This window comes from Streptomyces polyasparticus (genome assembly GCF_014493765.1).
Classification (GTDB): domain Bacteria; phylum Actinomycetota; class Actinomycetes; order Streptomycetales; family Streptomycetaceae; genus Streptomyces; species Streptomyces polyasparticus.
On the sequence record NZ_JACTVJ010000004.1, the window covers coordinates 726,662 to 751,302 of the forward strand.

25 protein-coding genes are annotated in these 24,641 nt (G+C 71.1%); 10 read left to right on the forward strand and 15 right to left on the reverse strand.

Annotated elements, in window-relative coordinates:
• Positions 1–186 precede the first annotated feature (186 nt).
• Positions 187–801, forward strand: a complete 615-nt coding sequence (locus H9Y04_RS07580; RefSeq protein WP_187812881.1) for a hypothetical protein — start codon at positions 187–189, stop codon at positions 799–801.
• A gap of 81 nt (positions 802–882) precedes the next feature.
• Here H9Y04_RS07580 and H9Y04_RS07585 read toward each other — a convergent pair whose 3' ends face one another.
• The gene (locus H9Y04_RS07585; RefSeq protein ID WP_187812882.1) at positions 883–1,545 is read right to left on the reverse strand and encodes a biliverdin-producing heme oxygenase; all 663 of its coding nucleotides are present in this window, start codon (positions 1,543–1,545) and stop codon (positions 883–885) included.
• Between the two features lie 200 nt (positions 1,546–1,745).
• Positions 1,746–2,603, reverse strand: coding sequence for a type I methionyl aminopeptidase (gene map / locus H9Y04_RS07590; RefSeq protein WP_187812883.1), 858 nt, complete (start codon positions 2,601–2,603; stop codon positions 1,746–1,748).
• A 79-nt stretch (positions 2,604–2,682) separates the two neighbouring features.
• Between map and H9Y04_RS07595 the strand changes: the two genes are divergently transcribed.
• A complete protein-coding gene (locus tag H9Y04_RS07595; protein WP_187812884.1) occupies positions 2,683–2,907 on the forward strand; it encodes a hypothetical protein in 225 nt (74 codons plus the stop codon).
• 39 nt (positions 2,908–2,946) lie between these two features.
• Here the strand turns inward: H9Y04_RS07595 and H9Y04_RS07600 are convergent, their stop codons facing one another.
• The 8 genes from H9Y04_RS07600 to H9Y04_RS07635 form a co-directional block, all read right to left on the reverse strand.
• A complete protein-coding gene (locus H9Y04_RS07600; RefSeq protein ID WP_187812885.1) occupies positions 2,947–4,284 on the reverse strand; it encodes an MFS transporter in 1,338 nt (445 codons plus the stop codon).
• A 73-nt stretch (positions 4,285–4,357) separates the two neighbouring features.
• On the reverse strand, positions 4,358–5,308 hold the full coding sequence (locus H9Y04_RS07605; RefSeq protein WP_187812886.1) for an SCO2278 family lipoprotein: 951 nt from the start codon (positions 5,306–5,308) through the stop codon (positions 4,358–4,360).
• Complete coding sequence (gene efeU / locus H9Y04_RS07610) at positions 5,208–6,203, reverse strand: iron uptake transporter permease EfeU (RefSeq protein WP_187812887.1); 996 nt, start codon at positions 6,201–6,203, stop codon at positions 5,208–5,210. The genes H9Y04_RS07605 and efeU overlap by 101 nt, the downstream gene beginning before the upstream one ends.
• A 3-nt stretch (positions 6,204–6,206) precedes the next feature.
• The gene (gene efeB / locus H9Y04_RS07615; protein WP_438818080.1) at positions 6,207–7,481 is read right to left on the reverse strand and encodes an iron uptake transporter deferrochelatase/peroxidase subunit; all 1,275 of its coding nucleotides are present in this window, start codon (positions 7,479–7,481) and stop codon (positions 6,207–6,209) included.
• 13 nt (positions 7,482–7,494) lie between these two features.
• On the reverse strand, positions 7,495–8,649 hold the full coding sequence (gene efeO, locus H9Y04_RS07620; RefSeq protein WP_187812888.1) for an iron uptake system protein EfeO: 1,155 nt from the start codon (positions 8,647–8,649) through the stop codon (positions 7,495–7,497).
• Between the two features lie 204 nt (positions 8,650–8,853).
• Positions 8,854–9,684 (reverse strand): heme ABC transporter ATP-binding protein, encoded by an 831-nt coding sequence (locus tag H9Y04_RS07625; protein WP_438818081.1) that lies wholly within the window; start codon positions 9,682–9,684, stop codon positions 8,854–8,856.
• A complete protein-coding gene (locus H9Y04_RS07630) occupies positions 9,681–10,754 on the reverse strand; it encodes a FecCD family ABC transporter permease (protein ID WP_308800911.1) in 1,074 nt (357 codons plus the stop codon). The genes H9Y04_RS07625 and H9Y04_RS07630 overlap by 4 nt, the downstream gene beginning before the upstream one ends.
• Positions 10,755–10,789: 35 nt before the next feature.
• Positions 10,790–11,824: a heme/hemin ABC transporter substrate-binding protein gene (locus H9Y04_RS07635; RefSeq protein WP_187812889.1), complete on the reverse strand. Its 1,035-nt coding sequence runs from the start codon at positions 11,822–11,824 to the stop codon at positions 10,790–10,792.
• 149 nt (positions 11,825–11,973) lie between these two features.
• Between H9Y04_RS07635 and H9Y04_RS07640 the strand changes: the two genes are divergently transcribed.
• The gene (locus H9Y04_RS07640; protein WP_187812890.1) at positions 11,974–13,425 is read left to right on the forward strand and encodes an HtaA domain-containing protein; all 1,452 of its coding nucleotides are present in this window, start codon (positions 11,974–11,976) and stop codon (positions 13,423–13,425) included.
• A gap of 59 nt (positions 13,426–13,484) precedes the next feature.
• Entirely contained in the window at positions 13,485–14,948 is a 1,464-nt protein-coding gene (locus tag H9Y04_RS07645; protein WP_187812891.1) for an HtaA domain-containing protein, read from the forward strand.
• Between the two features lie 79 nt (positions 14,949–15,027).
• On the opposite strand, the gene H9Y04_RS07650 is transcribed toward H9Y04_RS07645, so the two are convergent.
• A complete protein-coding gene (locus H9Y04_RS07650; protein ID WP_187812892.1) occupies positions 15,028–15,417 on the reverse strand; it encodes a cupin domain-containing protein in 390 nt (129 codons plus the stop codon).
• A 120-nt stretch (positions 15,418–15,537) separates the two neighbouring features.
• Here H9Y04_RS07650 and H9Y04_RS07655 point away from each other — a divergent pair, with 120 nt between their 5' ends.
• Both H9Y04_RS07655 and H9Y04_RS07660 read left to right on the forward strand, forming a co-directional pair.
• Complete coding sequence (locus tag H9Y04_RS07655; protein WP_214660894.1) at positions 15,538–16,476, forward strand: helix-turn-helix domain-containing protein; 939 nt, start codon at positions 15,538–15,540, stop codon at positions 16,474–16,476.
• Complete coding sequence (locus H9Y04_RS07660; RefSeq protein WP_187812893.1) at positions 16,473–17,132, forward strand: PhzF family phenazine biosynthesis protein; 660 nt, start codon at positions 16,473–16,475, stop codon at positions 17,130–17,132. Before H9Y04_RS07655 ends, H9Y04_RS07660 begins: the two co-directional genes overlap by 4 nt.
• 167 nt (positions 17,133–17,299) lie before the next feature.
• Here H9Y04_RS07660 and H9Y04_RS07665 read toward each other — a convergent pair whose 3' ends face one another.
• Positions 17,300–18,022, reverse strand: a complete 723-nt coding sequence (locus H9Y04_RS07665) for a bifunctional DNA primase/polymerase (protein ID WP_187812894.1) — start codon at positions 18,020–18,022, stop codon at positions 17,300–17,302.
• A gap of 161 nt (positions 18,023–18,183) precedes the next feature.
• Here H9Y04_RS07665 and H9Y04_RS07670 point away from each other — a divergent pair, with 161 nt between their 5' ends.
• Positions 18,184–19,056: a glycerophosphodiester phosphodiesterase gene (locus H9Y04_RS07670; protein WP_187812895.1), complete on the forward strand. Its 873-nt coding sequence runs from the start codon at positions 18,184–18,186 to the stop codon at positions 19,054–19,056.
• 22 nt (positions 19,057–19,078) lie between these two features.
• On the opposite strand, the gene H9Y04_RS07675 is transcribed toward H9Y04_RS07670, so the two are convergent.
• Positions 19,079–19,729 (reverse strand): TetR/AcrR family transcriptional regulator, encoded by a 651-nt coding sequence (locus H9Y04_RS07675; protein ID WP_187812896.1) that lies wholly within the window; start codon positions 19,727–19,729, stop codon positions 19,079–19,081.
• A gap of 146 nt (positions 19,730–19,875) precedes the next feature.
• Between H9Y04_RS07675 and H9Y04_RS07680 the strand changes: the two genes are divergently transcribed.
• Both H9Y04_RS07680 and ddaH read left to right on the forward strand, forming a co-directional pair.
• Complete coding sequence (locus H9Y04_RS07680; RefSeq protein ID WP_187812897.1) at positions 19,876–20,052, forward strand: DUF6243 family protein; 177 nt, start codon at positions 19,876–19,878, stop codon at positions 20,050–20,052.
• Between the two features lie 112 nt (positions 20,053–20,164).
• Positions 20,165–20,980, forward strand: a complete 816-nt coding sequence (gene ddaH / locus H9Y04_RS07685) for a dimethylargininase (protein ID WP_187813090.1) — start codon at positions 20,165–20,167, stop codon at positions 20,978–20,980.
• A gap of 6 nt (positions 20,981–20,986) precedes the next feature.
• Here the strand turns inward: ddaH and H9Y04_RS07690 are convergent, their stop codons facing one another.
• Positions 20,987–21,979, reverse strand: coding sequence for a small ribosomal subunit Rsm22 family protein (locus tag H9Y04_RS07690; RefSeq protein WP_187812898.1), 993 nt, complete (start codon positions 21,977–21,979; stop codon positions 20,987–20,989).
• 77 nt (positions 21,980–22,056) lie between these two features.
• Between H9Y04_RS07690 and H9Y04_RS07695 the strand changes: the two genes are divergently transcribed.
• Positions 22,057–23,367 carry a hypothetical protein gene (locus H9Y04_RS07695; protein ID WP_187812899.1) on the forward strand — a complete coding sequence of 437 codons (1,311 nt, stop codon included), beginning with the start codon at positions 22,057–22,059 and terminating at the stop codon, positions 23,365–23,367.
• A gap of 40 nt (positions 23,368–23,407) precedes the next feature.
• On the opposite strand, the gene H9Y04_RS07700 is transcribed toward H9Y04_RS07695, so the two are convergent.
• On the reverse strand, positions 23,408–24,508 hold the full coding sequence (locus tag H9Y04_RS07700) for a serine hydrolase domain-containing protein (protein ID WP_236070676.1): 1,101 nt from the start codon (positions 24,506–24,508) through the stop codon (positions 23,408–23,410).
• Positions 24,509–24,641 lie beyond the last annotated feature (133 nt).

Here is a 24,641-nt window from a genome sequence, read left to right on the forward strand (position 1 = left end):
GCCGGGCCACCGACGCTCTCAAGGCGAGCGGAACGCGGGGTGAACGGCCGGAAACGGCAAGGAAGTTCAGCTGTGCGCGCGATGCCCGTACTGCCGTACGAAGCCCTGTGCCCGAGTCCGGCCGCATGCCATGGAGATGGCGTGAACCTGCCCGGATCGGGGGCGGCTTGCGGCAGTATGCGGGCCATGGACGCCGTCAGGGTCGCGCTCCTGCGCGAAGTGCTCGCCGGTACGGAGTGGCCGTCGGCCACCCGCCGTTTCGCCTCGTCCCTGCGCGGCTCGGTCGTCCCGCACGGCGGCGGGCTGCTCCTGGTCGGCACGGAGGGATACGAGCCCTGGCATCTGGCCGCGCATCTGGTCGACGAGGCGGCCTGGTCGGGCACACCGGAGCTGACGCCGACGCTCGTACGGCACCGGGTGCGGGCATCGGATCCCGCGCACCTGTCCGTGGGCCTCGGCCGGATCGAGGCGGCCCGCAGCGGCGAGACGCTTCTGGTGGTGGCCCCGGACGACCCCGGCGAGGGGCTGCTCTCGCGCGTGCACGACGCGCGGCGGGCGGGGGCCACGGTCCTGGCGCTGGACGCGGGCGGGGGCGAACTGCCTTCGCTCGCGCATGAGTTGCTGAGCGTGCCGCCCTGGCAGGAGCTGGATCTCGACACGGTGCAGCATCTGGTCAGCGCGGCCGCCGGCGAGAACTGCCTGCCCTCGACGGCACCCGCCCTGCGCTCGGGCCGCCGCCTTCGCGACCGTCTGTCGCGCCTGGCGGACCAGCTGACGGCGCCGCCGCCGGCACGGTGGTGAGCGCGGAGGCTCACGGTGTGAGCCCGGAAGGCTCCGCAGACGGGCATCCCCCACCGGCGCCCGTCTGCGGAGCCGCTCCCGTCAGGCGCTGAGCGGGAACTCCTCGCCCAGGGCGCGGAACACCCCGGTGTTCAGCGCGAAGGCGCGCTTGCACTCGTCGATCACGCGCTGCTTCTCCAGGTCGTCCACCGCGAGGGCGTCGAGCAGCTCGCGGTAGCCGCGCTTGAAGGCCGCCGGGTTGGAGATCTCCTCGAAGACGTAGAACCGCACGCCGTCGCCCTTGCGGCTGAAGCCCCAGGTCTTCTCGGCCTTGTCGCGGATGATCTGGCCGCCGGACAGGTCCCCGAGGTAGCGCGTGTAGTGGTGCGCCACATAGCCCGCGGGCCAGGTGCGGGCGCACTCGGCGACCCGCTCGGCGTAGGCGGCCGTGGCCGGCAGCGGCGCGAGCGTCTCGCGCCAGCCCTCGCCGCCGTGCAGATGGGTGAGGTCGCGCTCCAGGGCCTCCGTGCGCATCAGCTCGGGCTGGATGAACGGGCCCGCGACCGGGTCGTCCGCGAGGACCGGCGCCGCGTCCTCCAGCGCCCGGTACACGAACCACAGCTGCTCCGTGTAGCGCGTGTACGCATCCACGCCGAGCCGTCCGCCGAGCAGGTCGCTCATGAACGTCGAGGTCTCGGCCTCGGTGTGCTGCTCGTGCGACGCGGTGCGGATGACCGTCGAGAAGGGCGTGACGGATGTGTCCACAGGGACCTCCGGATCCGAAGAAGCGGGAAACTACTCTTGATCCTCGTACTTAGGTTTGCCTAAGTCAATGGGTTCCCGACGACCTGTCGGGAAAGTTTCCGGACTGACTGTCGGTAAAACCTCCCGGACGTCTCGAAAATCGGCACAAGCAACGCAAAGGGCCCGTCGTAGCCGACGGGCCCAGTGGGTGCGGGTGGAGCTCAGGGAAGGGTCAGGATCTCCGCTCCCGTGTCCGTCACCACCAGTGTGTGCTCGAACTGGGCGGTCCGCTTCCTGTCCTTGGTGACGACCGTCCAGCCGTCCTCCCACATGTCGTACTCGTGCGTGCCGAGGGTGAGCATCGGCTCGATCGTGAACGTCATGCCGGGCTGGATCACGGTCGTGGCGTGCGGCGAGTCGTAGTGCGGGATGATCAGGCCGCTGTGGAAGGACGAGTTGATGCCGTGGCCGGTGAAGTCGCGCACGACCCCGTAGCCGAAGCGCTTCGCGTACGACTCGATGACCCGGCCGATGATGTTGATCTGGCGGCCGGGCTTCACGGCCTTGATGGCGCGGTCGAGCGACTCGCGGGTGCGCTCGACGAGCAGCTTCGACTCCTCGTCGACGTCGCCCACGAAGTAGGTGGCGTTGTTGTCGCCGTGCACGCCGCCGATGTACGCGGTGACGTCCAGGTTGATGATGTCGCCGTCGTTGAGGACGGTGGAGTCCGGAATGCCGTGGCAGATGACCTCGTTGACGGAGGTGCACAGCGACTTGGGGAAGCCGCGGTAGCCGAGCGTCGACGGGTAGGCGCCGTGGTCGAGCATGAACTCGTGGGCCACACGGTCGAGTTCGTCGGTGGTGACCCCGGGTGCGATGTGCTTGGCGGCCTCGGCCATCGCCTGGGCGGCGATCCGGCCGGCGATCCGCATCGCCTCGATCGTCTCGGGGGTCTGCACCTCAGGCCCCGTGTACGGCTTCGGCGCCGGCTTGCCCACGTATTCGGGGCGCCGGATGTTGCCGGGCACGGAGCGGATGGGAGAGAGCTCCCCTGGTACGAGCAGCGACGGGACAGACATGTCAGTGAGTGTAACGAGCGCTCATCGGGCACGATGGCGGCGTGGGAGCGCATCAGCCGCTCGCGGGAAGGAGCCGGGGATGGCCCTGTTCAAGAAGCGCACGGTCGGCAAGCCGGGTGAGTGGTACTACTGCCTGGAGCACAAGAAGGTCGAGGAAGGACCCGAGTGCCCGGGCAAGGACCGCTTCGGTCCGTACGCCAGCCGGGAGGAGGCCGCGCACGCGATGCAGACGGCCCAGGAGCGGAATCTGGAGTGGGAGACGGATCCCAAGTGGCATGACCGCGAGGGCGACGGCGGGAGCTGAGCCGGCGCGGGACCGTGCGGGCGTGGCGGGCGGGATGTCTCAGGCCGGTTCGGCCGCGGTCGTCTCGCCCGCCTTCTCGTGTGCCGCCTTGCGCCGCTGCGCATCCGGATCCGTATCGGCATCGTAGGAGACCAACTTCGGCAGCGCGGCCGTGAGCAGCGCGACCGCGGCCACGCAGGCCGCGCCGCCGGACCAGATCGCGGCGCGCGTCCCGGTCCAGCCGGCCATCGCGCCCGCGCGCACCTGGCCGAGCTGCGGGCCCACGCTGTACGAGAGCACCTCGATGCCCGCGAGGCGGCCGCGCAGCTCGTCGGGGATGGTCTGGTTCCAGATCGTGGAGCGGCCCAGGCCGCTGAGCATGTCGCCCGCGCCGGCCAGGGCCAGACAGCACAGGACCAGCCAGACGTTCCCGAACCAGCCGGCCGCCGTGATGGCGAGACCCCAGCTCGCCGCGCCGAAGACGACGAGCAGACCGTGCCGGCGCACCCGGGTGGTCCAGCCGCTCGTCAGGCTCAGGGCGAGGGAGCCGATCGAGCCCGCCGCGTACATCAGACCGAGGGACCAGTCGGCGCCGAGGTCGTCCGCGAGGAACGGGAAGATCGCGTTGGGGAACGCGAAGACCATCGCGGCCAGGTCGATGGCGTAGGTGCCGAGCAGCACCGGCCGTGACCAGGCGTACCGCGCGCCCTCGGCGATCCCGCGCAGCGAGGGCTTCTCGGCCTCGTGCGAGGGCGGGGCGGGCGTGAGCCGCAGGCAGAGCAGCACCGAGGCGGTGAAGCCCGCGATGGTGACGGCGTACGCGGTGGCATGCCCGGCGTAGGCGACGACGAGACCGGCGAGCGCGGGGCCCGCGATGGCGCCGATCTGCCAGCGCAGCGCGTTGAGCGCGGCCGCGGCGGTGAGCTGGTCGTGCGGGACGATCCGGGCGAGCAGGGAGTCGAGCGCGGGGCGCTGGAGTCCGGCGAGCGCGGAGACGCACGCGGCGACGAGGTAGAGGGGCCAGAGCAGCGGGTCCGGCAGGAGCGCGTTGACGAGGAGGACGACCGCGAGGAGCCCGAGGCCCGCCTCGGTGAGCAGGATGACCTTGCGGCGGTCGACGGCGTCGGCGAGCGCGCCTCCGTACAGGCCGAACACGATCAGCGGTATCAGCTCGACCGCGCCCATCGCGCCCACGGCGAGCGGGGATTCGGTGAGGTCCTTGATCTGCAGCGGCAGGGCGATCATCGCCATGAAGCTGCCGAAGTACGTGACCAGGCCCTGCGTCCACAGGAGCCGGAAGTCGCGGCTGCTGCGCCAGGGGGACAGGTCGGGAAGTATCGCCGCGAAACGGGAGGCGGAGGGCTGATCGGAAACCTGATCGGAGGGCTGGTCGGTCACGAGAGGCCATGTTCCGTGCGAAGCGCGAGGGGGAGCAAGCGATTTCCGGGCCACGCGGCACCGGGCGGAACCGCTACTCCCCCGTCGCGCTGGTGATCCCCATGATCCGGCTGGCCACCACGACCCCCGGCTTCGCGGAGCCCTTCGCGGGGACCTGGGCCGCGAGGTTGGAGACGCGTTCCAGGGTGATGGACTGCTTCACCTCGCCGGTGAGCAGCGCCTGCACGTCCTTCGGCACATTGATCTTCAGACCCTCGGAGGTCGTCTGCTTCTCGAAGTGCCGCGTCGCGAAGAACACGAACGCGCCGCCGTCCTCCGTCCGCAGCCCGAGCGGCGCGAAGTCCCCCGCCTGCTCCGGCTGGTCGACCCACTGGCGCGACCAGCCGGGGCTCGACTCGCGGGCCTTGCGGTCGGCGCGCCAGCCGCTCGTGTGCGGCCCGTCGGCAAAGCCCTCGCCGCCGTCCTTGAGATACGTGGCGTACTCGGCGGGCAGTCTGCCCGGCGCCATGGCGAGCTCATTGACGTCGGCGTCCGCCGGCGTCGCGAAGCCGTCCTTGTCGGTCTTGAACTCGGGGACCTCGCCGGGCGTCAGGATGTTGAGGTACGCGACCCGCCAAGGGTCGTCGGCGGCGTGCTTCACGAACAGGAGCAGCCAGTGCGTGTCCTTGGCGGGGTCGTCGTCCACATCCCGGTTGCTGTCCGTGTCCGCGACGAAGTACCGCGGCCAGCCCGCCTTCTTGGGGATGGCGAACTTCGCGTCGGTGAGTTCGAGCGGGGCGTGTCCGGGGTTGCCGTCCGGGGAGTTCTTCGACTTCGCCTTCAGACCGGCCTGGTTGATCGCACCGAGAGCTCCGGTGACGTGCTTCGCGGAGAGCGCCGGGTCATAGGCCTTGTCGGCCTTGTTGTAGGCAGTGGTGAACTCCTCAAGAGCCTGCGCCGCCTCGGACTTCGTCGCCGCCGGGACGATCTCCCGCTCCCCGTGCACCGTCACGCATCCGCTCGCGGTCAGGGCCAGGACCGCCATCGCTGCCCCCGCCGCTGCCGGCCGACTCACCCTGCTCATGGCTCGCCTTCTGCTCCGTGCGCCCCAGCGCTTCCTTACGCCCCAGTGCTGACGCAGGGAACCCTACCGGGGCCAGGAACAGCACCAGGGTGGGGACCAGATACAGCGCCCACACCGTGACCTGGAGCACGGTCGGGTCGGGCTGGAAGTTGAAGATGCCCTTGAGCAGGGTCGCGTGCCAGGTGTCCGGCGGGTAGCCGTCGCTGATGTCGAAGGCCTTGTTCCCCAGGCCGCCGACGAACCGCGCCTCCTGCAGATCGTGCATCCCGTACGCGAGGACGCCGGCCGCCACGACGACCAGCATCCCGCCGGTCCACTGGAAGAACTTGGACAGGTTGATGCGCAGGGCGCCGCGGTAGAACAGCCAGCCCATGACCACCGCGGTGAGCAGGCCGAGCAGACAGCCCGCGAGCGGCCGCCAGCCGTCGTCGGCCGCGTCCACCGAGCGCCACACGAACAGCGAGGTCTCGATGCCTTCGCGGCCGACCGCGAGGAAGGCGGTGGCCACCAGGGCGCCGGTGCCGAGCGAGAGCGCCGCGTCCAGCTTGCCGTGCAGTTCGGCCTTCAGATGCCGGGCGGTGCGCCGCATCCAGAAGACCATCCACGTCACGAGGCCCACCGCGACGATCGACAGGGTGCCGCCGATCAGTTCCTGGGCCTCGAAGGTCAGCTCCTGCGTACCGAACTGCAGGCCCGCGCCGAACGCGAGGGACACCGTCACCGCGATGCCGACCCCGATCCAGATCGCGGGCAGCGCCTTGCGGTTGTCCGTCTTGACCAGATACGCGACCAGGATGCAGACGACGAGGGAGGCTTCGAGCCCTTCGCGCAGACCTATCAGGTAGTTGGCGAACATGGCTCAGCCCTTTCCGGAGAACAGCTCGCGGCCCCACCAGTCGGCGTCGTCCCGTACCCCGGGCGGCACCGCGAAGACCGCCGAACCGACGTGCTGGATGTACTCGTTGAGCACATCGCGCCGCGCCAGGCTCAGCTGTACGGGGATGAACGCGTCGCGTACGTCGCGCTGGTAGGCCAGGAAGAACAGGCCCGCGTCGAGCCGGCCGAGCCCGTCCGTGCCGTCGGTGAAGGAGTAGCCGCGGCGCAGCATCATCGCGCCGCCGTTGTTGTCCGGGTGCGCGAGCCGTACGTGCGCGACCTCGGGCATGGCCTTGAGGTTGGGCTCGTCGTGCTCGCGCTTCTTGCCGAACGGAGCACCCTCGCCCTTGGTGCGGCCGAAGATGTCCTCCTGTTCCTTGAGCGAGGTGCGGTCCCAGGTCTCGATGTTCATCCGGATCCGGCGCGCCACGAGATACGAGCCGCCGGCCATCCAGTCGGGGCCGTCCTTCTCCGACACCCACACGTGCTTGCGCAGGTTGGCGGTGTCGTTGCCCGCGATGTTCCGGGTGCCGTCCTTGAAGCCCATCATGTTGCGCGGGGTCTGGGCGTCGGGCGTGGTCGACGAGGTCTTGCCGAAGCCGAGCTGCGACCAGCGGATGGCGACCTTGCCGAAGCCGATCCGCGCGAGGTTGCGGATGGCGTGCACCGCGACCTGGGGGTCGTCGGCGCAGGCCTGGACGCACAGGTCGCCGCCGCTGCGGGCCGGGTCAAGGTTGTCACCGGGGAACTTGGGCAGGTCCACAAGTGCCTTGGGCCGCTTGCCCTCCAGGCCGAACCGGCCGTCGAAGAGCGAGGGCCCGAAGCCGACCGTGAGGGTGAGCCGGGACGGCTTGAGGCCGAGCGCCTCGCCGGTGTCGTCCGGCGGCGCCTCCACGATGCCGCCGTACGCGCCCTGGCCGACCGGGTGCCCCTGCGTCATCAGCGCGGCGGCCTCGGTCCACTCCTTCAGGAGCTCGATCAGCTCCGCGCGGTCCTTGGTCTTCACGTCGAACGCGGCGAAGTGCAGCCGGTCCTGCACGGCGGTCGCGATGCCCGCCTGGTGCTTGCCGTGGAAGGGCACGGCCGCGCCGGTCTCGGCGACCGGCACGGTGTCCTCGCCGTCACCGGTGAACGCGGCCACCGCGCCACCGGCCGCGGCGGCACCGAGCGCGAGCCCCGCACCGCCCAAGGCGAGCACCGAACGCCGTGACGGCACCTGTGCCTTCCCGTCCACGGCGTTGTCCTTGGCGTCCATCATGGCGTCCGTCCCCCTACTTCACTACCGCGGCGGCGAGCTTCGACAGCGGCTCGGCCAGCGCGTTGACCCCGTCGGAGAGCTCCTTGCGCTCTTCCTTGCCGACCTTGTCGTAGGACGTGAACTCGTAGGAGTTCTTGTCCTCGCGGTACTTGTCGAGCAGCGTGTTCAGGGCGGCGAACTGCTTGTCGAGCTCCTTGACGAGCTCCGGGTCGTTCTTCGCCGCGACCTCCTTGAGCAGGCCGTACGACATCTCGGCGCCCTCGACGTTCGCCTTGAAGTCGACGAGGTCGGTGTGCGAGTAGCGCTCCTCCTCGCCGGTGACCTTGCCGGTGGCGACCTCGTCGAGGAGCTCCTTGGCGCCGTTGGCCATCGACGTGGGCGTGATCTCGGCCTCGTTGACCCGGTCCTGCCAGGCCTCCAGGTCCTTGATCAGCAGGTCGGCGAGCTCCTTGTCGCGGTCGGTGAGCTTCTTGTCCTTCCACAGCGAGCGCTCGATGCGGTGCCAGCCGGTCCAGTCCTTCTCCAGGTCCTGACCCTCTTCGAGACCGTCCTCGCGCAGGTCGACCTTGGGGTCGATGTCGCCGAAGGACTCGGCCACGGGCTCGGTGCGCTCCCAGCCGATACGGCTCGGCGCGTACGCGGCCTTCGCGGCCTCCAGGTCGCCGGCCTTCACGGCGTCCGCGAACTTCTTGGCGAGCGGCAGGGTCTCGTCGGCCTGCTCCTGCGCGTACTTGCGGTACGCGGCCACGGCGGCGTCCAGCTTCGGGTCGCGCTTGGCGGTCTGGCCGCCGCCGGTCGCCTTGACCTGCTGGCGGATGCCGTCGCCCTTCATGCCCGGCTTGCAGGCGATCTGGTACGAACCGGCCTTCACCTCGGCGGTGACGTTCTGCTTCGTACCGGGGCCGATGTTCTCGCGCTCGGTGACGATGCGGTCGTCCGGGAAGAGGATGTAGACCTCGGTGACCTTGGAGCCCTTGTTCTCCACGGCGAGCTCGATGTGCCCGGCCGGGAACTCCTTCTTGTCGACCTCGCACTTGTCGTCGGTGGCGGTGACCGAGATGAGGTGGTCGTCGCCGGCCTTGGCGTCCGACTTCTCGGTGCAGCCGGTGGCTATCACGGCAAGGGCCACCGCGGTGGCGGAAGCGACGGTTGTACGGGCGGCACGCATACGGGCTCCAAGGCTTGGACCAGGTGAGGCGTGCCTAACTTATCCGAGCCTTACCTCACCCCATAGGCCGCGTCCAGTGATTCAGCTCTCTTGGACGGTGTATGAGCGCGGCCCGGTCACAGAGTGGTCAGGCCGCGCTCAAGTGCAGGTCAAGGGAGGGTCAAGCGGGGTCGCCCGGCCTCGTTCCGTAAAGGCCTGCGGACCTCAGCCGCGCTCCGGGAAGACCAGCAGCGTTCCCGTACGCGGATGCGGCAGCACCTCGACCGGCTGCCGGTAGACGCGGCTGAGCAGGGCGCCGTCGAAGACCTCGGCGGGTGCGCCCTCGGCGGCGATGGTGCCGTCGTGCAGGACGGCCACCCGGTCCGCGTACGCCGCGGCCAGACCGAGGTCGTGCAGCACGACCACCACCGCGTCGCCCGCGGCGGCCCGTTCGCGGCAGACCCGCAGGACCAGTTCCTGGTGGCGCAGATCGAGCGCGGCGGTGGGCTCGTCGAGCAGCAGCAGCGGCGCCTGCTGCGCGAGGACCCGCGCGAGGGCGACCCGGGCGCGTTCCCCGCCGGACAGCGCGGAGAAGGGGCGGCCCGCGAACTCGGTGACCTCGGTGGCGCGCATGGCCGCGGCGATCACCTCGTCGTCGTTGTCGGCGAGCGCGGTGCCGTTCCAGGGCGCCCGCCCCATCCGTACGACCTCCTCCACCAGGAAGGGGAAGGACAGCGCCGCGGCCTGGGGCAGGACCGCCCGGCGCAGCGCGAGTTCACCGGCGCTCCAGGCACCGGCGTCCCTGCCGCAGATACGGACGGTGCCCGCGTCGGGCGTCAGGTCGGTGGCGAGGGCCGCCAACAGGGTCGACTTCCCTGCCCCGTTGGGGCCCACGAGCGCCACGACCTCGCCGGCCCGCGCCTCGATGTCCACCCCGCGCAGCACATGCCGCGCGCCGAGCTTGATGTGCAGCGCCTCGGCCGAGGCCAGGGTGGTGCCGGGCTCGACGGGCTCGGGCAGTTCCCGGTGGCGTACGGCGAACAGCGACCGGATCATGCCCAGCCTCCTTGCTTGCGGCGGGTGCGGCGGAGCAGCCAGAAGAAGAACGGGCTGCCGATCAAGGCGGTGAGGACACCGAGCGGCAGTTCGGCGGGGGCCGCGACGGTGCGCGCCGTGAGGTCGGCGCCGGCCAGCACGAGGGCGCCGCCGAGCGCGCTGCCCGGGACCAGGAAGCGGTGTCCGGGGCCTGCGAGCATCCGCAGCAGATGTGGGACGACCAGGCCGACGAAGCCGATGATGCCGGAGACGGCTACGGCCGCGGCGGTGAGCAGCGCGGTGACGAACATCAGGACCACGCGCATCCGTTCCACGTCCACACCGAGGTGACGCGCGGGCCGCTCGCCGAGCGAGAGCAGGTCGAGCTTGCGCGAGTAGAACGGGGCGATCGCGAGACCGACGAGCGCCCAGGGCAGTACGGCGAGCACCTTGGGCCAGGTGGCCTGGGCGAGCGAACCGAGCTGCCAGAAGGTGATCTGGGTGACCTCGGCGTTGTCCGCGAAGAAGATGAACAGGCCGATCAGCGCACCGCCGAAGGCGGTCACGGCCACACCGGTGAGAATCAGCGTGATCACTTCGGTACGGCCGCCCGAGCGGGACATCGCGTACACGAGGAAGACGGTGATCAGACCGCCGACGAACGCGCAGACGGGCAGCGTCCAGTTGCCGAAGAAGCTCAGGCCGAACGTGATCGAGGCGACACCGCCGACCGCAGCGCCCGAGGAGATGCCGATGACGGCGGGCTCGGCGAGCGGGTTGCCGAACACGCCCTGCATCAGGGCGCCCGCGCAGCCGAGCGAGGCGCCGACGATCAGCGCGAGCACGATACGCGGGAAGCGCACGTTCCACAGGACGCTCTCGCCGACGCGGTCGAGGGCCGCGCCGCCGAGGCCGATGCGGTGCTGTGCGGAGCCGATGACATCGCCGAGCGGGATCTTGTACGCGCCGATCCCGGCGGAGACCAGGCAGACGAGGACAAGACCGGCCAGCATGCCGACGGTCAGGAGGTACGGGACGCTGCGTCGGCCCTTGCTGCCTTTGGAGGCGGGCGACTTGGCGTCCTGCCGCACCGGGGCCGAGTCGGTCGCAGGTGTCGCGGTGGCGGTCACTTGGCGTTCCCGTAGAGCTGGTCGACGAGGGACTTGAGGACCTCGTCGGTGCGCGGTCCGTAGTTCAGCAGCACACCGTCGGGAATGTGGACGACACGGCGGTCCATGCCGGCGGGGGTCTCGGCGACGCCCGGGATCTTCACCAGGCCGTCGACGCCGCCGACGGACTCGAGTCCCTTGGTCATCACGAGGATCACATCGGGCTGCGCCTTGGCGAGCGCCTCGGGGGTGATCGCCGTGAAGTCCTTTTCGAGGCCCGACTCCGCACCCGCGTCCACGGCTCCGGCCGCGTTCAGGAGCGAGCCCGCGCCGGACTCGGCGCCGCCGATCAGATACACCGCGGCCGTGCCGCGCAGATACAGGAACGCGACCCGCGGCTTCTTGCCGTCCTTCGGCTGCGGAATCTCCTTCTGCACGGCGGCGATACGGTCCTCGGTCCGCCAGACGAGCTCCTCGCCGGCCGCCTGGACGCCCAGGACGTCGGCCACTTCACCGATCCGCCTGCTGACGTCCTCAAGGCTCTTGGCGGTGTCGAGCAGTACGACGGGGATGCCCGCGTCACGTATCTGCTGCATCGCCTCGGCGGGTCCCGAGGTGGTGTCGCCGATGACCACGCTGGGCTTGAGCGAGAGCACGCTCTCGGCGGAGACATCGTGGCCGCGGGTCACCGTCGGGAGTTTCCCGGCCTGTTCGAAGGTGGCGGTGATGTCCTTGGCCACCACGTTGTCACCGAGGCCGAGGGTGAAGACGATCTCGTTGATGGCACCGGTGAGCGGCACGATGCGGTCGGCCGACTTCACGGTGACCTTCTTGCCGTCGGCCGAGGTGACCGTGACGGGCAGCGCGGGCTTCGGCGTACCGGAGAGCGGCTCCACCCGGTCAGGGTCCGCCTTCACCTTGGACTTCGCGTCGTTTATGCCGTTTGTGGCGGGATTGCCCACCTCGCCGCCGCAGCCCGTGAGGGTCAGGCAGGCGGCCGCGACGAGCGCGCCCGCCCACCGCAGGGAACGCCGCAAGCGCACCGGGGTCACTCGAACTCCACCGTCCTGTCGTGCCGTTGAGAGCTCCGCTGAAGCTCTGCTGTGTCATCTGCGGTTTCTGGGCCGGTAGGGGTTCCGCACCAGGTCGCGCATAGTTTAGGTTAGCCTTACCTCATTGACCAGGCCTTGAAGGGGGACCGATGTCATCGTCGAGACGCGCTGCCCGTGCAGGCGCCGTAGCGGGCCTTGGGGCCCTGTTCGCCGCACTGCTGCCGATCACTTCGGCGCACGCGGAGGACCGCACGGTGCAGGGCGGCAGGCTCGACTGGGGCATCAAGGCCTCGTTCCAGAGCTACGTCACCGGCCCGATAGCCAAGGGCAGTTACACGCTCCGGAACGGGGCGGCGACCGCCGGGGCCAGTCAGTTCCGCTTCCACTCGGCGAAGGGTTCGTACAACCCGGACACCGGTGCGCTGAACGCCGGCTTCTCCGGGGGCGTGCACTTCCTCGGTCACAAGAAGCCCACCGGCGAGTACGAGCTCGACCTCACCATCTCCCGGCCCACCGTGCGGATCTCCGGCGGGACAGGGACGCTGTACGCGGACATGGTGAGCAAGGCCAAGAGCACCGGGAAGGTCACCACCTCCGCCCAGGTGCCGCTCGCCAGCCTCGATCTCTCCGGCATCGGCATGAAGGGCGGCGGCAGCCCGATCGCCCTCACCAACGTGCCGGCGACGCTCACTTCGCAGGGCGCCAACGCCTTCGCCGGGTACTACGCGGCCGGTACGCCGCTCGACCCGGTGAGCCTGTCGACGGATGTCCTCGCGGGCTCCGGCTCGGGCTCCGGCTCGGGCTCCGACTCCGACAAGTCCGGTGACAAGGACAAGAAGGACGAGAGCAAGAAGGAAGCGAAGGCCGGCCGGATCGAGGACGCCGCCGTCGACTGGGGCGTGCGCCGCACCTTCCGCGAGTACGTCACCGGCTCCATCGCCAAGGGCAAGTGGGCGCTGACCGACGGCGCCCAGGACGGCGGCGCGCTGTTCCGCTTCCCCGAGGGCGAAGGCTCCTTCGACCAGCAGAAGCAGACCCTCGACGCCGCGTTCAAGGGCAGTGTCCGCTTCACCGGCGAGCACGGCCTCGACATCGAGCTCAGCAACTTCGCCGTCGGCGCCAAGTCCGGCGAGGCGACGCTGTTCGCGGATGTCGCGAGCGAGGACTTCACCAAGAAGAAGGCCGGGCTCGTCACCTTCAAGGCCAAGGATCTGAAGGCCACGGACGGCCTGGTCACGCTGACCGAGGTGCCCTCGAAGCTGACCGCCGACGGCGCCAAGGCCTTCGGGAACATGTACAAGGCGGGCACCGCCATGGACCCCGTGTCCCTCGCGGTCGCCCTGACCGACAAGGCCGAACTTCCGGCGCTGCCCGACCTCGGCTCGGAGGCCTCGGCGGCTCCCGAGGCCGACCCCAAGGCCGAGAAGCCCAAGACCGAGGCGGCCGCGGCCACTTCGTCCACCTCATCGCCCGCGCTGCCGATCGGCATCGGTGCGGGTGTGCTCCTCCTCGCGGGTGCCGCCTTCTTCGTCGTACGCAAGCGGCGTACGGCTCCGGTGGCGGCCGCCTCGCCCGAGGGCTCGGACTCGGCTGACAGCTGAGCGCCCTCGTCCCCCTGAAACTCCTCAACTCCCTTATTCCGACTAGGAGACCTCCTGTCATGGCCACCTCCCGCCGCTCCATAGCGCTTGCCGCCTCCGCCGCGACGGCGCTCACGCTCGGCGCCACTTCCCTTGTGATGAACTCGGCGTCGGCGGCTGAGATGCCCCTGAAGGACTACACGCTGACGTGGGGCATCAAGCAGTCGTTCCGCGACTACGTGATCACCACGGGCACCATGGCACCCAACGGCACGATCACGACGGCGGACGGTGCCACCCAGGCCGAGAAGAACGGGGCGTTCACCTTCACCGGTGGCACGGGCACGTACGACAGCACGGCGCACACCGTGAAGCTCGCGTTCAAGGGCAGCGTGACCTTCAAGTCCCCTGCGATGCCTGACGGTCACGGGTTCGAGATCAAGGTGACGGACGTCAAGTTCGACAGCGCCGCGAAGAGCGTCACCGCGGACGTCACCAAGAACGGCACCCTCTCCGAGGATGTGCCGCTGGCCGAGGTCACTCCCAGCCAGACGATGAAGGACATGCCCACCAAGCTCACCGACAAGGCCGGCGAGCTGCTGCACGCCTCCTACGCGGGTGCCGCGGGCGACCCGCTGACCGTGACCGCCCCGGCCAAGCCGCCGGTCACGCCCTCGCCCTCGCCGTCCACCAGCAAGCCCAACCCCAGCCCGTCCACGGGCAACCCGAGCCCGAGCCCGTCGACGAGCACGCCCAGCACCCCCAAGCCCAGCCCCAGCACCTCCGCCCCGACCAAGCCCCCGGCCGGTCAGATCGTGGACGGGAAGCTGAGCTGGGGCGTCAAGGAGTCCTTCCGCCGGTACATCTCCGGCGGTGGAGAGGTGAAGACCGCGGGCGGGGCCACGAAGACCGCGAGCGGTTACGACTTCCCGTACAAGAGCGCGAAGTTCGACGCCAAGGGCAAGAAGGTCGACGCGGGCTTCGGCGGCAGCGTGCAGTTCCTGTACACCGCGCACGGCATCGACATGACCTTCAGCGACGTGCAGGTCAGGACGAACGGCACCAGCGGCACGCTCCTCGTCGACGTCAAGACGGCCAAGGGCACCCAGAACGACGTGGAGTTCGCGACCCTGGACCTCGCCAAGGCCTCGTACACCGTCAAGGACGATGTCCTGCTCCTGGACAGGATCCCGGCCGCGTTCACCGAAGCGGGCGCCAAGGCCTTCGCGAACGACGAGGTCGGCTCGATCTACAAGCCGGGCGACGCCATCGACCCCGTCACCGTCGCGCTCTCCCTCGACAAGGACACCGCCCTGCCGGGCACCGGCGGCACCACGGGCGGCTCGACCGCCGGCGGTACGTCCACCACCGGCGGCGGCTCCGTCGGCGGCAGCGTCGGTGGCGGCGGCAACCTCGCCGCGACCGGCTCCGAGGTCCCGGCGGGCCCGCTGCTCGGCGCCGCGGCCGCGGTGGTCGCGGCCGGTGCCGGTGTGGTCTTCGCGGCCCGTCGCCGTCGCACCGTGGAGGGCGGCGAGCAGGCCTGACGCCTGACCCCTGCGATACGTACGACGGCGGGCCCTTCCTTCCCGGAGGGCCCGCCGTCGGCGTGTGCGGAGCCGGGGCTCAGAACCCGGCGCGCTTCTCCAGGCGGCTGCCCTTCGGGAACGTCACGGACATGAGGTCGCTCGGACCGTCCAGGGCGATGCGGTGCCAGCGTCCGCGCGGTACGACCACCGCGGTCCCGGCCGCCACCTTGATCTCCTCCTCTTCGTCGCCCTCCTGCTCCGGGCGCAGGTACATGCGTATCCCGCCGGTCAGACAGGCGACGACTTCGTCCGCCTCCTTGTGGATCTCCCAGTGGTCGCCGTGCACATCGGCCTCGTTCTCCACATGGAAGGTCATCAGCTGCCAGCCGTCGCGCCCGGGGTCGAACACCGGCTTCCCCGCGTGCACTTGGCCGTCCTGGTCGAGCTGGAGGAAGTGTGCGAAGAGATCGATCGGGGTCACGGTCATGGGTCCCACGTCCTTTGCGAAGTGATCGGACCGTCAGTGTCGGCGCGGGCCCCGGAGCGCGTATTGAACAAATGTCACGACGCCCGGTCCGCTCCGGGAAAGGGCTCGTAACCTGGAGACATGCGCGCCGCAGAGTCCGCCCGAGCCGCCGCCGCCAGGTGGGACGTGTCCACCCCCGAGCGGCCGGGAAGGCTGCCGGGCGTCGGCATGGCGGGGTTCAGCGACCGGTCCGCCGAGCCCCTCGATCTCGCCGTGGTCCCGGACCCGTCCGTGATGATCGCCTTCGAGTTCGGCGACGGCCTGCTCGTCGGGCACGCCGACGGCCGCCGGCAGCGGGGAAGCACCGTGCTCGGCCTGGCCCCCGGCGGACTGCGCGTGCGCGGCCGCGGCATCGAATGTCTGCAGATCCGGCTCTCCCCGATCGTCGCGCACGCGGTACTCGGCGATGTCGTGACCGCGGCGGGTGAACGCCCTTGCGCGGGCGGCGCGATGGTCGCTCTCGAGGACTTCTGGGGCCCCGAGGCCCGCCGCGTCGAGGAGCGGCTGCGGTCCGCGTCCTCCTGGCGGGAACGGTTCGCGATCGCGGACGCCGCGCTGCAGCGCCGGTACGCGGCGGGCCGGCACGTCTCTCCCGAAGTCGCCTACGTATGGCGGCAGATGGTGCTGCGGCGGGGGCAGATCCGGATCGACGCCCTGGCGGCGGAGGTCGGCTGGAGCCGGCAGCGGCTGTGGTCACGGTTCCGGGCCCAGATCGGTCTGCCACCCAAGCGCGCCGCGCAGCTGCTGCGTTTCGACCATGCCGCGCACCGGCTCGCGGCGGGGCACAGCGCCGGTGCGGTCGCGGCGGAGAGCGGCTATGCGGACCAGTCCCATCTGCACCGGGACGTCCTGGCGTTCACCGGGGTGACGCCCGCGGCCGTCGCCGCGGCGCCCTGGCTCGCCGTGGACGACTCCGCCTGGGCGGTGGCGGGGCCGCACCACGCGCTGCCGGGGGCGCACCACCCGCTGTCGGGGGCCGGTGCTTCACCGTCCCGGTCCAGTGCTTCAATGCCCCGGTGACGGAACAAGCCTCTGATGTGCTCGTGGATCTGGTCCGGGTGTTCTGCGGACCGGACGGACGGCATGGCAACACGCTCGGTGTCGTACGGGACGGAGCGGCGGTACGCGGGGAAGCGGCGAGGCTGCGGCTTGCGGCCGAACTCGGTTACAGCGAGACGGTGTTCGTGGACGACGACGAGCGCGGCGTGATCGACATCTGGACGCCGAGCGTCCGGCTGCCGTTCGCGGGCCACCCGTGTGTCGGTGCGGCCTGGCTGCTCGATCTGCCCGAGCTGGTGGTGGCCGCGGGTGTGGTGGCGGCGCGCCAGGACGGTGAGTTCACGTGGATCGCGGCGCGGGCGGAGTGGGCGCCGGGGCGCACGCTGCGGCAGTACGCCTCCCCTGCGGAGGTCGAGGCGCTCGACGTGCCGCCGGCGGGCGAGTGGATCTATGCGTGGGCCTGGGAGGACGAGGCTGCCGGGCGGGTGCGGGCGCGGGCGTTCCCCGGGCGCGGGGACGGCATCGTCGAGGACGAGGCCACGGGGGCTGCGGCGTTGTGCCTCACGGCTTCGCTCGGCCGTGCGCTCAACATCACGCAGGGCGTGGGCTCCCAGATCCTGACGGCTCCCGGGCCGTCGGGCCTCATCGAGGTCGGCGGCCGGGTGGCCCTGGCCTGAGCCCGGCTCGCGCTGGTCGCGGGCTGAGCCCGGCTGCGCCTGCGGCGGGCTTCTCCCTCACCCCGCCCCTTCCCGAAACCGGGGCTCCGCCCCGGACCCCAGCATCCGAACTTCGTTCGGATCTCCTCAAACGCCGGAGGGGCTGAAAGACGCCGCAGGGGCTGGGTTCACCTGCGCGAAGGCCAGGCCTCCGCCGGGTCAGGCGACTCGCCCGCCACGCGGGCGCACTCGTCCGTCAGGGTCTCCAGCAAAGTGAGGGGATCCGGGAGCGGATGCTCCAGGCCACGGACCCAGACCACCGCGAGGTCACCCGGCAACCGCGCCGGCGGCACCAGCACGTACGAGCCACGACAGTGCCACCGCAGCCCCGGATGCTCATCCATCGTCTCCGGATGACAGTCCAGCTCGCACGGCCACCACTCGTCCTCGTCCTCCGGCGTCCCCCGCGTAGCCGTGAAGAAGAGCATCCGGCCGTCGCCGGACTCGGCCACGGGACCGACGGACACACCCGCGTCGAGGAGCCGGCCGAGCGCCGCGCGTCCGGCGTCGAGCGGGACGTCGAGCACGTCGTGGACCATGCCGGTCGCGGTGATGAAGTTGGCCTCCGGCTGATGCCGGGCCCAGCGCTCGATCTGTGACCTGTCCGTCGTGGACTGGGTCTGCCAGGCGAAGGAGACCGGGTGCCGCGCGGGTGTGGGACACCCGATGCGGTCGCAGGAACAGCGGTAGCCGGCGGGGTGCGCGGCGGGCGCGAGCGGCAGTCCCGCCGCTGCGGCGGCGACGAGCAGGGCTTCGCGGCCGCCGTCACCCGTGTCCTTGGGGCGTCGCGTGCGCAGCCACTGGGAGAACCTGCTCTGTCCGCCGGAACGGCGGCCGAACTCCTCGCCCATCTATCCCCTATCCTCCGCATTGCCCTCACCCCGTGGCGTCCATGGTGCCACCATCCTGACCCTCGGGTGGCCGCACCCCCGCATCCGGGGCCTCGCAGGCCAGAGCGCCGGCCGGGTGTCGATGCCGGGCAAGTCAGGATTTATGGCCCTACCGTGTCGGCATGGTCACCCACGCCGCACCGGTCACGCTCACCGCCGTCACCGCACTCGTCGTCACGGGCCTGACCCCGGCCCCGGCCCCCGCGGCCGACCGCGCCGGCCGCCCCCCGATGACCGTCGACGCCCTGCCCCCCGTCGTCTACACGGCGCATCGCGGAGGCGCGCTCGAAGTGCCGGAGAACAGCATGTCGGGCCTGGTCGCCGCGTACGAACGCGGTACGGCGCAGGTGCTCGACGTGGACACCCGGATGCTGCGCGACGGCACGCTGGTGGCGATGCACGACGCGACCTTGGACCGTACGACCGACGGGACAGGACCGGTCCGCGCATTGAGCGCGAAGGAGTGGAAGCAGGTCCGCATCCGCCCCGACTCCGCGCTGCGCACCACCTGGCGGCCCGAGCGGCCGCCGACGATCGCGGAGGTGCTGGACCGGTTCGGCGGCAGGGTCGTCCTGATGCTGGAGGCCAAGGACGCCGACAGCCTCAAGTCCCTTGCGCGCCTGGTGCATTCACGCGGCCTGTCCCGTTCGGTCTTCGTGAACTCCAACAAGCCCTCGGTGGCCGAGCGCGCCCACCGCCTCGGGCTGGTCTCCCAGCTGTGGCGCTCGGCGAAGCAGATGCGCACGGACCGCTTCGAGCGCTTCACGCCGTACGTGGACGTCCTGGACGTGGACTACCGGGCACGCGACGAGGACCTGCGGCGCGCGGTGGGCTCGGGCATCCCGCGGGTCTGGGCGCACACGGTGAACACCCCGTACCAGCGCGACCGCGTCCTGCGGCTGGGCTGCAACGGGGTGATCACGGATGCGCCGGGCCTGCTGTCCCGTACGCCTGTGAAAGGCCTGGTCCGGGCCCAGCCACCCACCGAGGGCTAGGCCTCACCCGCAAGGAAAGACCTCAGCGCGGCGTGAGTCCCCGCAGGGCGTAGTCCACGACCGTGTCCGTGTACGCGTGGCTCAGCGGGCCCGTGCTCTGCAGCCAGCGCTGCGCGAGCGGGGCCACGAACAGCTCCATCGCGATCCGCGGGTCCAGGTCGGCGCGGATCTCGCCCGCCTTCTGGGCGGATTCGATCCGGGCCACATAGAGCTGGAGACCCGGTTCGAGCAGCTTCTCGACGAACTTCTCGCCGAGCTCCCGGTTCACGACGCCTTCGGCGGCCAGGGCGCGATACGGGGCGTCGTACTTGGGATCGAGGAGTTCATCGACGGTGTGCCGCAGGACGAGCTTGAGGTCGGCGGCGACATCGCCCGTGTCGGGCAGCGCCGCATAGGCCCCCGTCTCCTCGCCCGCCGCCTCGGCGGCCTGCTCCCCCAGGTCGACGAAGGCCTCGAGGAGCACCTCGGCCTTGGAGGACCACCAGCGGTAGATCGTCTGCTTGCCGACGCCCGCACGGGCGGCGATCCCCTCGATGGTGACCTTGCCGTATCCCACCTCACTGACCAGCGACAGGGCGGCGTCGTAGATGGCGCGGCGCGAACGTTCGCTGCGGCGCTTGGCGTCGGGGGCCGCCTTGGAGGCGGGGGCTTCGGCAGGAGGTTTGGTGGCCATGCGTCGAATGTAGCAGCGAAGTGAGCCGATACGTATCGTCTCGTTAGAGCTTGACAAGACGCTCCGTCTCGTCAATAGTCGAGTCATCGCCCGGCGAGACGGACCGTCTCGCGAAGGGTGTCGGTACACACCACACGGAGGTCGGTATGCCCCGCAGCGGCAACATGCTCGGCGTAGGCGGAACGCGCAGCAATCTCTCCCGCAAGGCACTGCGCGGAGGGGGCAAGGGCGGCCGGATAGGCGGCGGCCTCTCCCCGCAGGAGCAGAAGCGCGAACTGCTGCGCAGGCTCAAGGAAGGACGCGGTCCGGTGAACGAAGGGTGAGCGGCGCAAAACAACCCGTTCGCCACCGCGCCAAAGGGCTCCTCTCGTCGGACCATGGGCATCACCGTTGCCCATTGGCCCCGCCGATGTAGAGGAGCCCTCTTTGCGTCCTGTGCCTCGCAGCGCCCGACCCCGGCGCTATCTGATGTGCCCACCCGAGCACTTCAAGGTCACGTACTCCATCAACCCCTGGATGGATCCCGGCAAGCCCGTCGACGTCCCGCTCGCGCTCACCCAGTGGGAGACGCTGCGGGACCGCTATCGCGCCCTCGGCCACACCGTCGACGAACTCGTCCCGCACGCCGGTCTGCCCGACATGGTGTTCTCGGCGAACGGCGCGACCGTGATCGACGGCCGCGTGCTCGGCGCCCGGTTCGCGCACGCCGAGCGTGCGGAGGAGGCGGCCGAGCATCTCGCGTGGTTCCGTGGCCAGGGGTTCGCCGAGGTGGCCGAGCCCGTGCACATCAACGAGGGCGAGGGCGACTTCGCCGTCACCTCCTCCTGGATCCTGGCCGGCCGCGGCTTCCGCGCCAGCCCGCTCTCGCACGGCGAGGCCCAGGAGTTCTTCGGCCGCCCGGTGATCGGCCTCGATCTGGTCGACCCGCGCTACTACCACCTCGACACCGCGCTCGCGGTGCTCGACGACGAGGCCGACGACGTCATGTACTTCCCCGGCGCCTTCTCACCGGGGAGCCAGGCGGTCCTGCGCCGGCTCTTCCCCGACGCCCTGATCGCGAGCGAGGCCGACGCGGCCGCGCTCGGCATGAACGCCGTCTCGGACGGACTCCATGTGCTGCTTCCGCAGGGCGCGGTGGGCCTGTTCGAGCCGCTGCGCGAGCGCGGCTACGAGCCGGTCGGGGTGGATCTGGGCGAGCTGCTCAAGGGCGGCGGCAGCGTGAAGTGCTGCACGCAGGAGCTGCGTTCCTGACGGGCCCTACGCGGTGTGGGGCGGCCAGGCGTCGCCCCACTCCGCATCGCGGGCCTCCTTGTAGAGGGCCCCGTGCCGCTTGGTGACCGTCTGCCGGGCAAGACTCTCGTCCGCCCCGCACAGGTCGAGCAGCACCTGCCCCTTGCGGATCTGCGGCTTGCGCACGACTCGGGCGGGGGCCGGCGTGACGGGGAAGCGCACCGCGGCCACGTAACTGAACTTCTCGTCCTCGTACGCGAGCGAGCCGCCCTTGACCTGCCGGTGCAGCGAGGAGCGGCTGACGCGCGCCGAGAAGTGGCACCAGTCGCGGCCCGGCTCGATGGGGCAGGCGGAGCTGTGCGGGCAGGGGGCGGCGATCCCGTAGCCGGCCGCGATCAGGGCGTCGCGGGCTTCGATGATCCGGGTGTAGCCGTCGGGGGTGCCGGGCTCGATGACGACCACGGCCTGCGCGGCGCGGGCGGCCGCGGCGACGACCGCCGTACGGTCATCGGCCGTGAGTTCGCCGAGTACGTACGAGATCGTCACGAGGTCCGTCTCGTCGAGTGCGAGCGCCTGGCCGATCCGGGCCTTGCGCCAGTCCGTGCCGCTCAACAGGGGGTTGGCGCCCGCGAGTTCACGGCCCAGGGCGAGGGCAGGATCGGCCCAGTCGAGCACGGTGACCGGCCGCTGCTCGGGCCAGGTGGCGCTCACCGCCCACGTGGCCGCGCCGGTGCCGCCGCCGATGTCGGTGTGGCGCCCCGGCGCCCAGTCAGGGGCCGCGTCGGCGAGGGCGCCGAGTGCGCTCCGTACCGCCTCGAAGGTGGCGGGCATCCGGTACGCGGCGTACGCGGCGACGTCCGAGCGGTCGCGCAGGATGGGCGCGTCGGTGGGGGTGCGGCCGCGGTAGTTGGCGATCAGGCGGTCGACGGCCTGGGTGGCCTGCTTGTGCGGGAGACCGGCGAGGAGCTCTGCGAGGGCGGTGCGCAGGGTTTCGGCGGGCGTCTGGGGGGCGGCGTTCACGTCCGGATTGTAGGCGGGGCGGGCCGGATCACCCCAAACGCCACAGAGGCCTAATAGAACCTCAGTACGCTGCCCTGGTGGGCGACAAGATCGTACGGACCGGGCTTGTCATCGGCGTCGTGGTGCTGGCGCTGTTGCTGCTGCTTGCCATGTGCGGCGGGAAGCAGGAGGACGGGAGCAAGGGGGGTGAGCCGCCCAAGAAGCCGGCCGGGCAAAGCCGGCTGACCCAGCTGGACGTTCCCGCCGCGTACGACTCCCGCAGGGGCTGGGAGGTGTCCGGGGTCTCCGAGGAGTACGCGCTCGCGCCCGGCGCGAAGCTGCTCGCGTATCTGCAGCGCGCCGACGGCGGGCGCTTCCGGCTGCGGGCCATGGACGCGCGGACCGGCAGAACGGCCTGGACGAGCGAGGCCTGGCGCCCGCTGGCCGACGAACCCGGCGCCGTGCCGCGGCTCGCCGTCGTCGCCAAGGACGGCCGCGAGTACTTCGCCACCTGGTCGTACGGGAAGCTCGGCGACGATCCGCTCAGCGGGGCGGACCGGGTGCTCTCCTTCGACCTGTACGACGCGGTCGCCGGCACCCGGCAGCGCGTCGAGCTGCCCTGGCCCACGACTCCTTCGGTGAGCGCGTCGGGGCCTGGGCTCGTGGTCGGGGTGGGCACGGACTCGGCCGCGGTCGTGGATCCGGTCACCGGGCGCACGACCACGTACAAGGCGGGTGATCTGAAGTACCCGGCGGGCTGCAAGGGTTGCCGCCGTCTGACCGAGGTCATGGGCGTCACCGGCAAGGGGCCGCTGGTCAGCGGGGACGGCGAGTTCTGGGTGCGCGGGGCCTGGCACGGACGCAAGGTCGCACCCAAGGGGGGCGTGAACGGGGTCGCCGTGTCCGTGTCCGGCGGCCAGGTGCTCGCGCGGTGGGACCGGAAGCCCGACAAGAAGCAGCCGGGAGAGCGGGAGATCTGGGCCGTGCACGACGGCGCGACTGGCAAGGTGACCGCCTCGGCCGAGTGCGCCAAACCGGCGCTGCGGCCCGGGCGTTACCCCGCAGCGGCCGCCTCCCCCGACGGCCGCTATCTCATCGCCGGCCATCTCGCCTTCGATCTCCAGGAAGGCACCGGACACTGCTTCGCGTCCGAGGGCGGCACCAAGCCGCTGACGCTCGCGACGGTCACGGACGCCGGGCTCGTGTACGGCGCGACCGGTGCGCGGTCGGCCGACGACGCGTGGGACGGGGGCGGCACTCCGGTGTCGGTGCGGATCGCCGTGCCCGAACCGGAGGCGTTCTCCGGGTCGTCGCGGCTTCCGGTGCACGACCTCGGCGGGGTCGGCATCTTCCGCTGGACCGACAGCAGGGACGTACGGCATCTGCTCGGGTACGTGAAGAAGGGCTGACCTCGCGGGTACGTGAAGAAGGGCTGAACTCCCGCGCCCCTCAGCGCACCGCACGCGCCAGCCGGGTGCCCGCCGCCGCCCGTGGCGCGCTGGAGGGTTTGCCGGGACGCCGCGGATGCACCGTGTTGGCGAGCAGCACCACGAACGTGTCCGTGGCCGGGTCGATCACCAGGGACGTTCCCGTGAACCCGGTGTGCCCGGCCGCGCCGCGGCCCGCCAACTCGCCCATGAACCACGGCTCGTCGAGCCGGAAGCCGAGCCCCGGCGGCGAGAGCATCAGGTCCACGTAGTCGGGGCCGAGTATCCGCGCGGTCCCGTATCCCCCGCCGCCGAGCAGCGCGCGGCAGAACACCGCGAGATCGCCGGCCGTCGCGAACAGGCCCGCGTGCCCGGCCACCCCGCCGAGCGCGAAGGCGTTCTCGTCGTGCACGGTGCCGCGCACCATGCCCCGGTCGGCCTTGGCCCAGGGCTTGCGCTGGTCCTCGGTCGCGGCGGCGAAGGCGCACGGACCGAAACCGGTCTGGGACATGCCGAGCGGGCGGGTGATGCCGTCGCGGATCAGGCGGTCGAGGCGTTCGCCCGTGACGCGCTCCAGGAGGTGCTGCACGAGCAGCATGTTGAGATCCGAGTAGAGATACTCCCCGGCGGGCGCGCTCGGCTCCTCCGCGCGGAGCATGGCCAGGCGCTCGGTGTCCGACTGGCAGTCGTACAGCGGGAGTTCGGGCCGCAGCCCCGAGGTGTGCGTGAGGAGCTGCCGTACGGTGATGCCGTGGTCGGCCGCCGCGGTGAACTCCGGCAGGTAGGAGCCGACCTTCGCGTCGAGCCCGAGGCGGCCGCGCTCCATCTGCTGCACCGCCGCCACGGTCGTGAACAGCTTGGTGAGCGAGGCCAGGTCGAAGGGTGTCCCGGTGTGCATGGGCACTTTGCGGTACGCGGGCAGTTCGTCGCCGTACGCGCGGTGCGCGACCGCCCAGCCGAAGGCCTCCTCGACCACGAGCACCGGCCCGCGGCCCACGGCGAGCACGGCGCCCGCGCACCATGTACCGGGCAGCGCGGCGACTTCGGCGACGAGGCGCTCGATCTCGGCGGGGTCGAGACCGGCCCGCTCGGCGGTGCCGGGGCGCAGACGTGGTGCTCGCAGCGCTCTGCCCCTTCCTCGACCGGTACGGCTCCCGTGCCGCCCCCTCGGCGACTGCGGGTATGGAGAAACCGTGTCATGAAACAGGCGTTCGGCACCAGTCGGCCCCGGGACCGAACCGTCGCGGCTCCGTGGA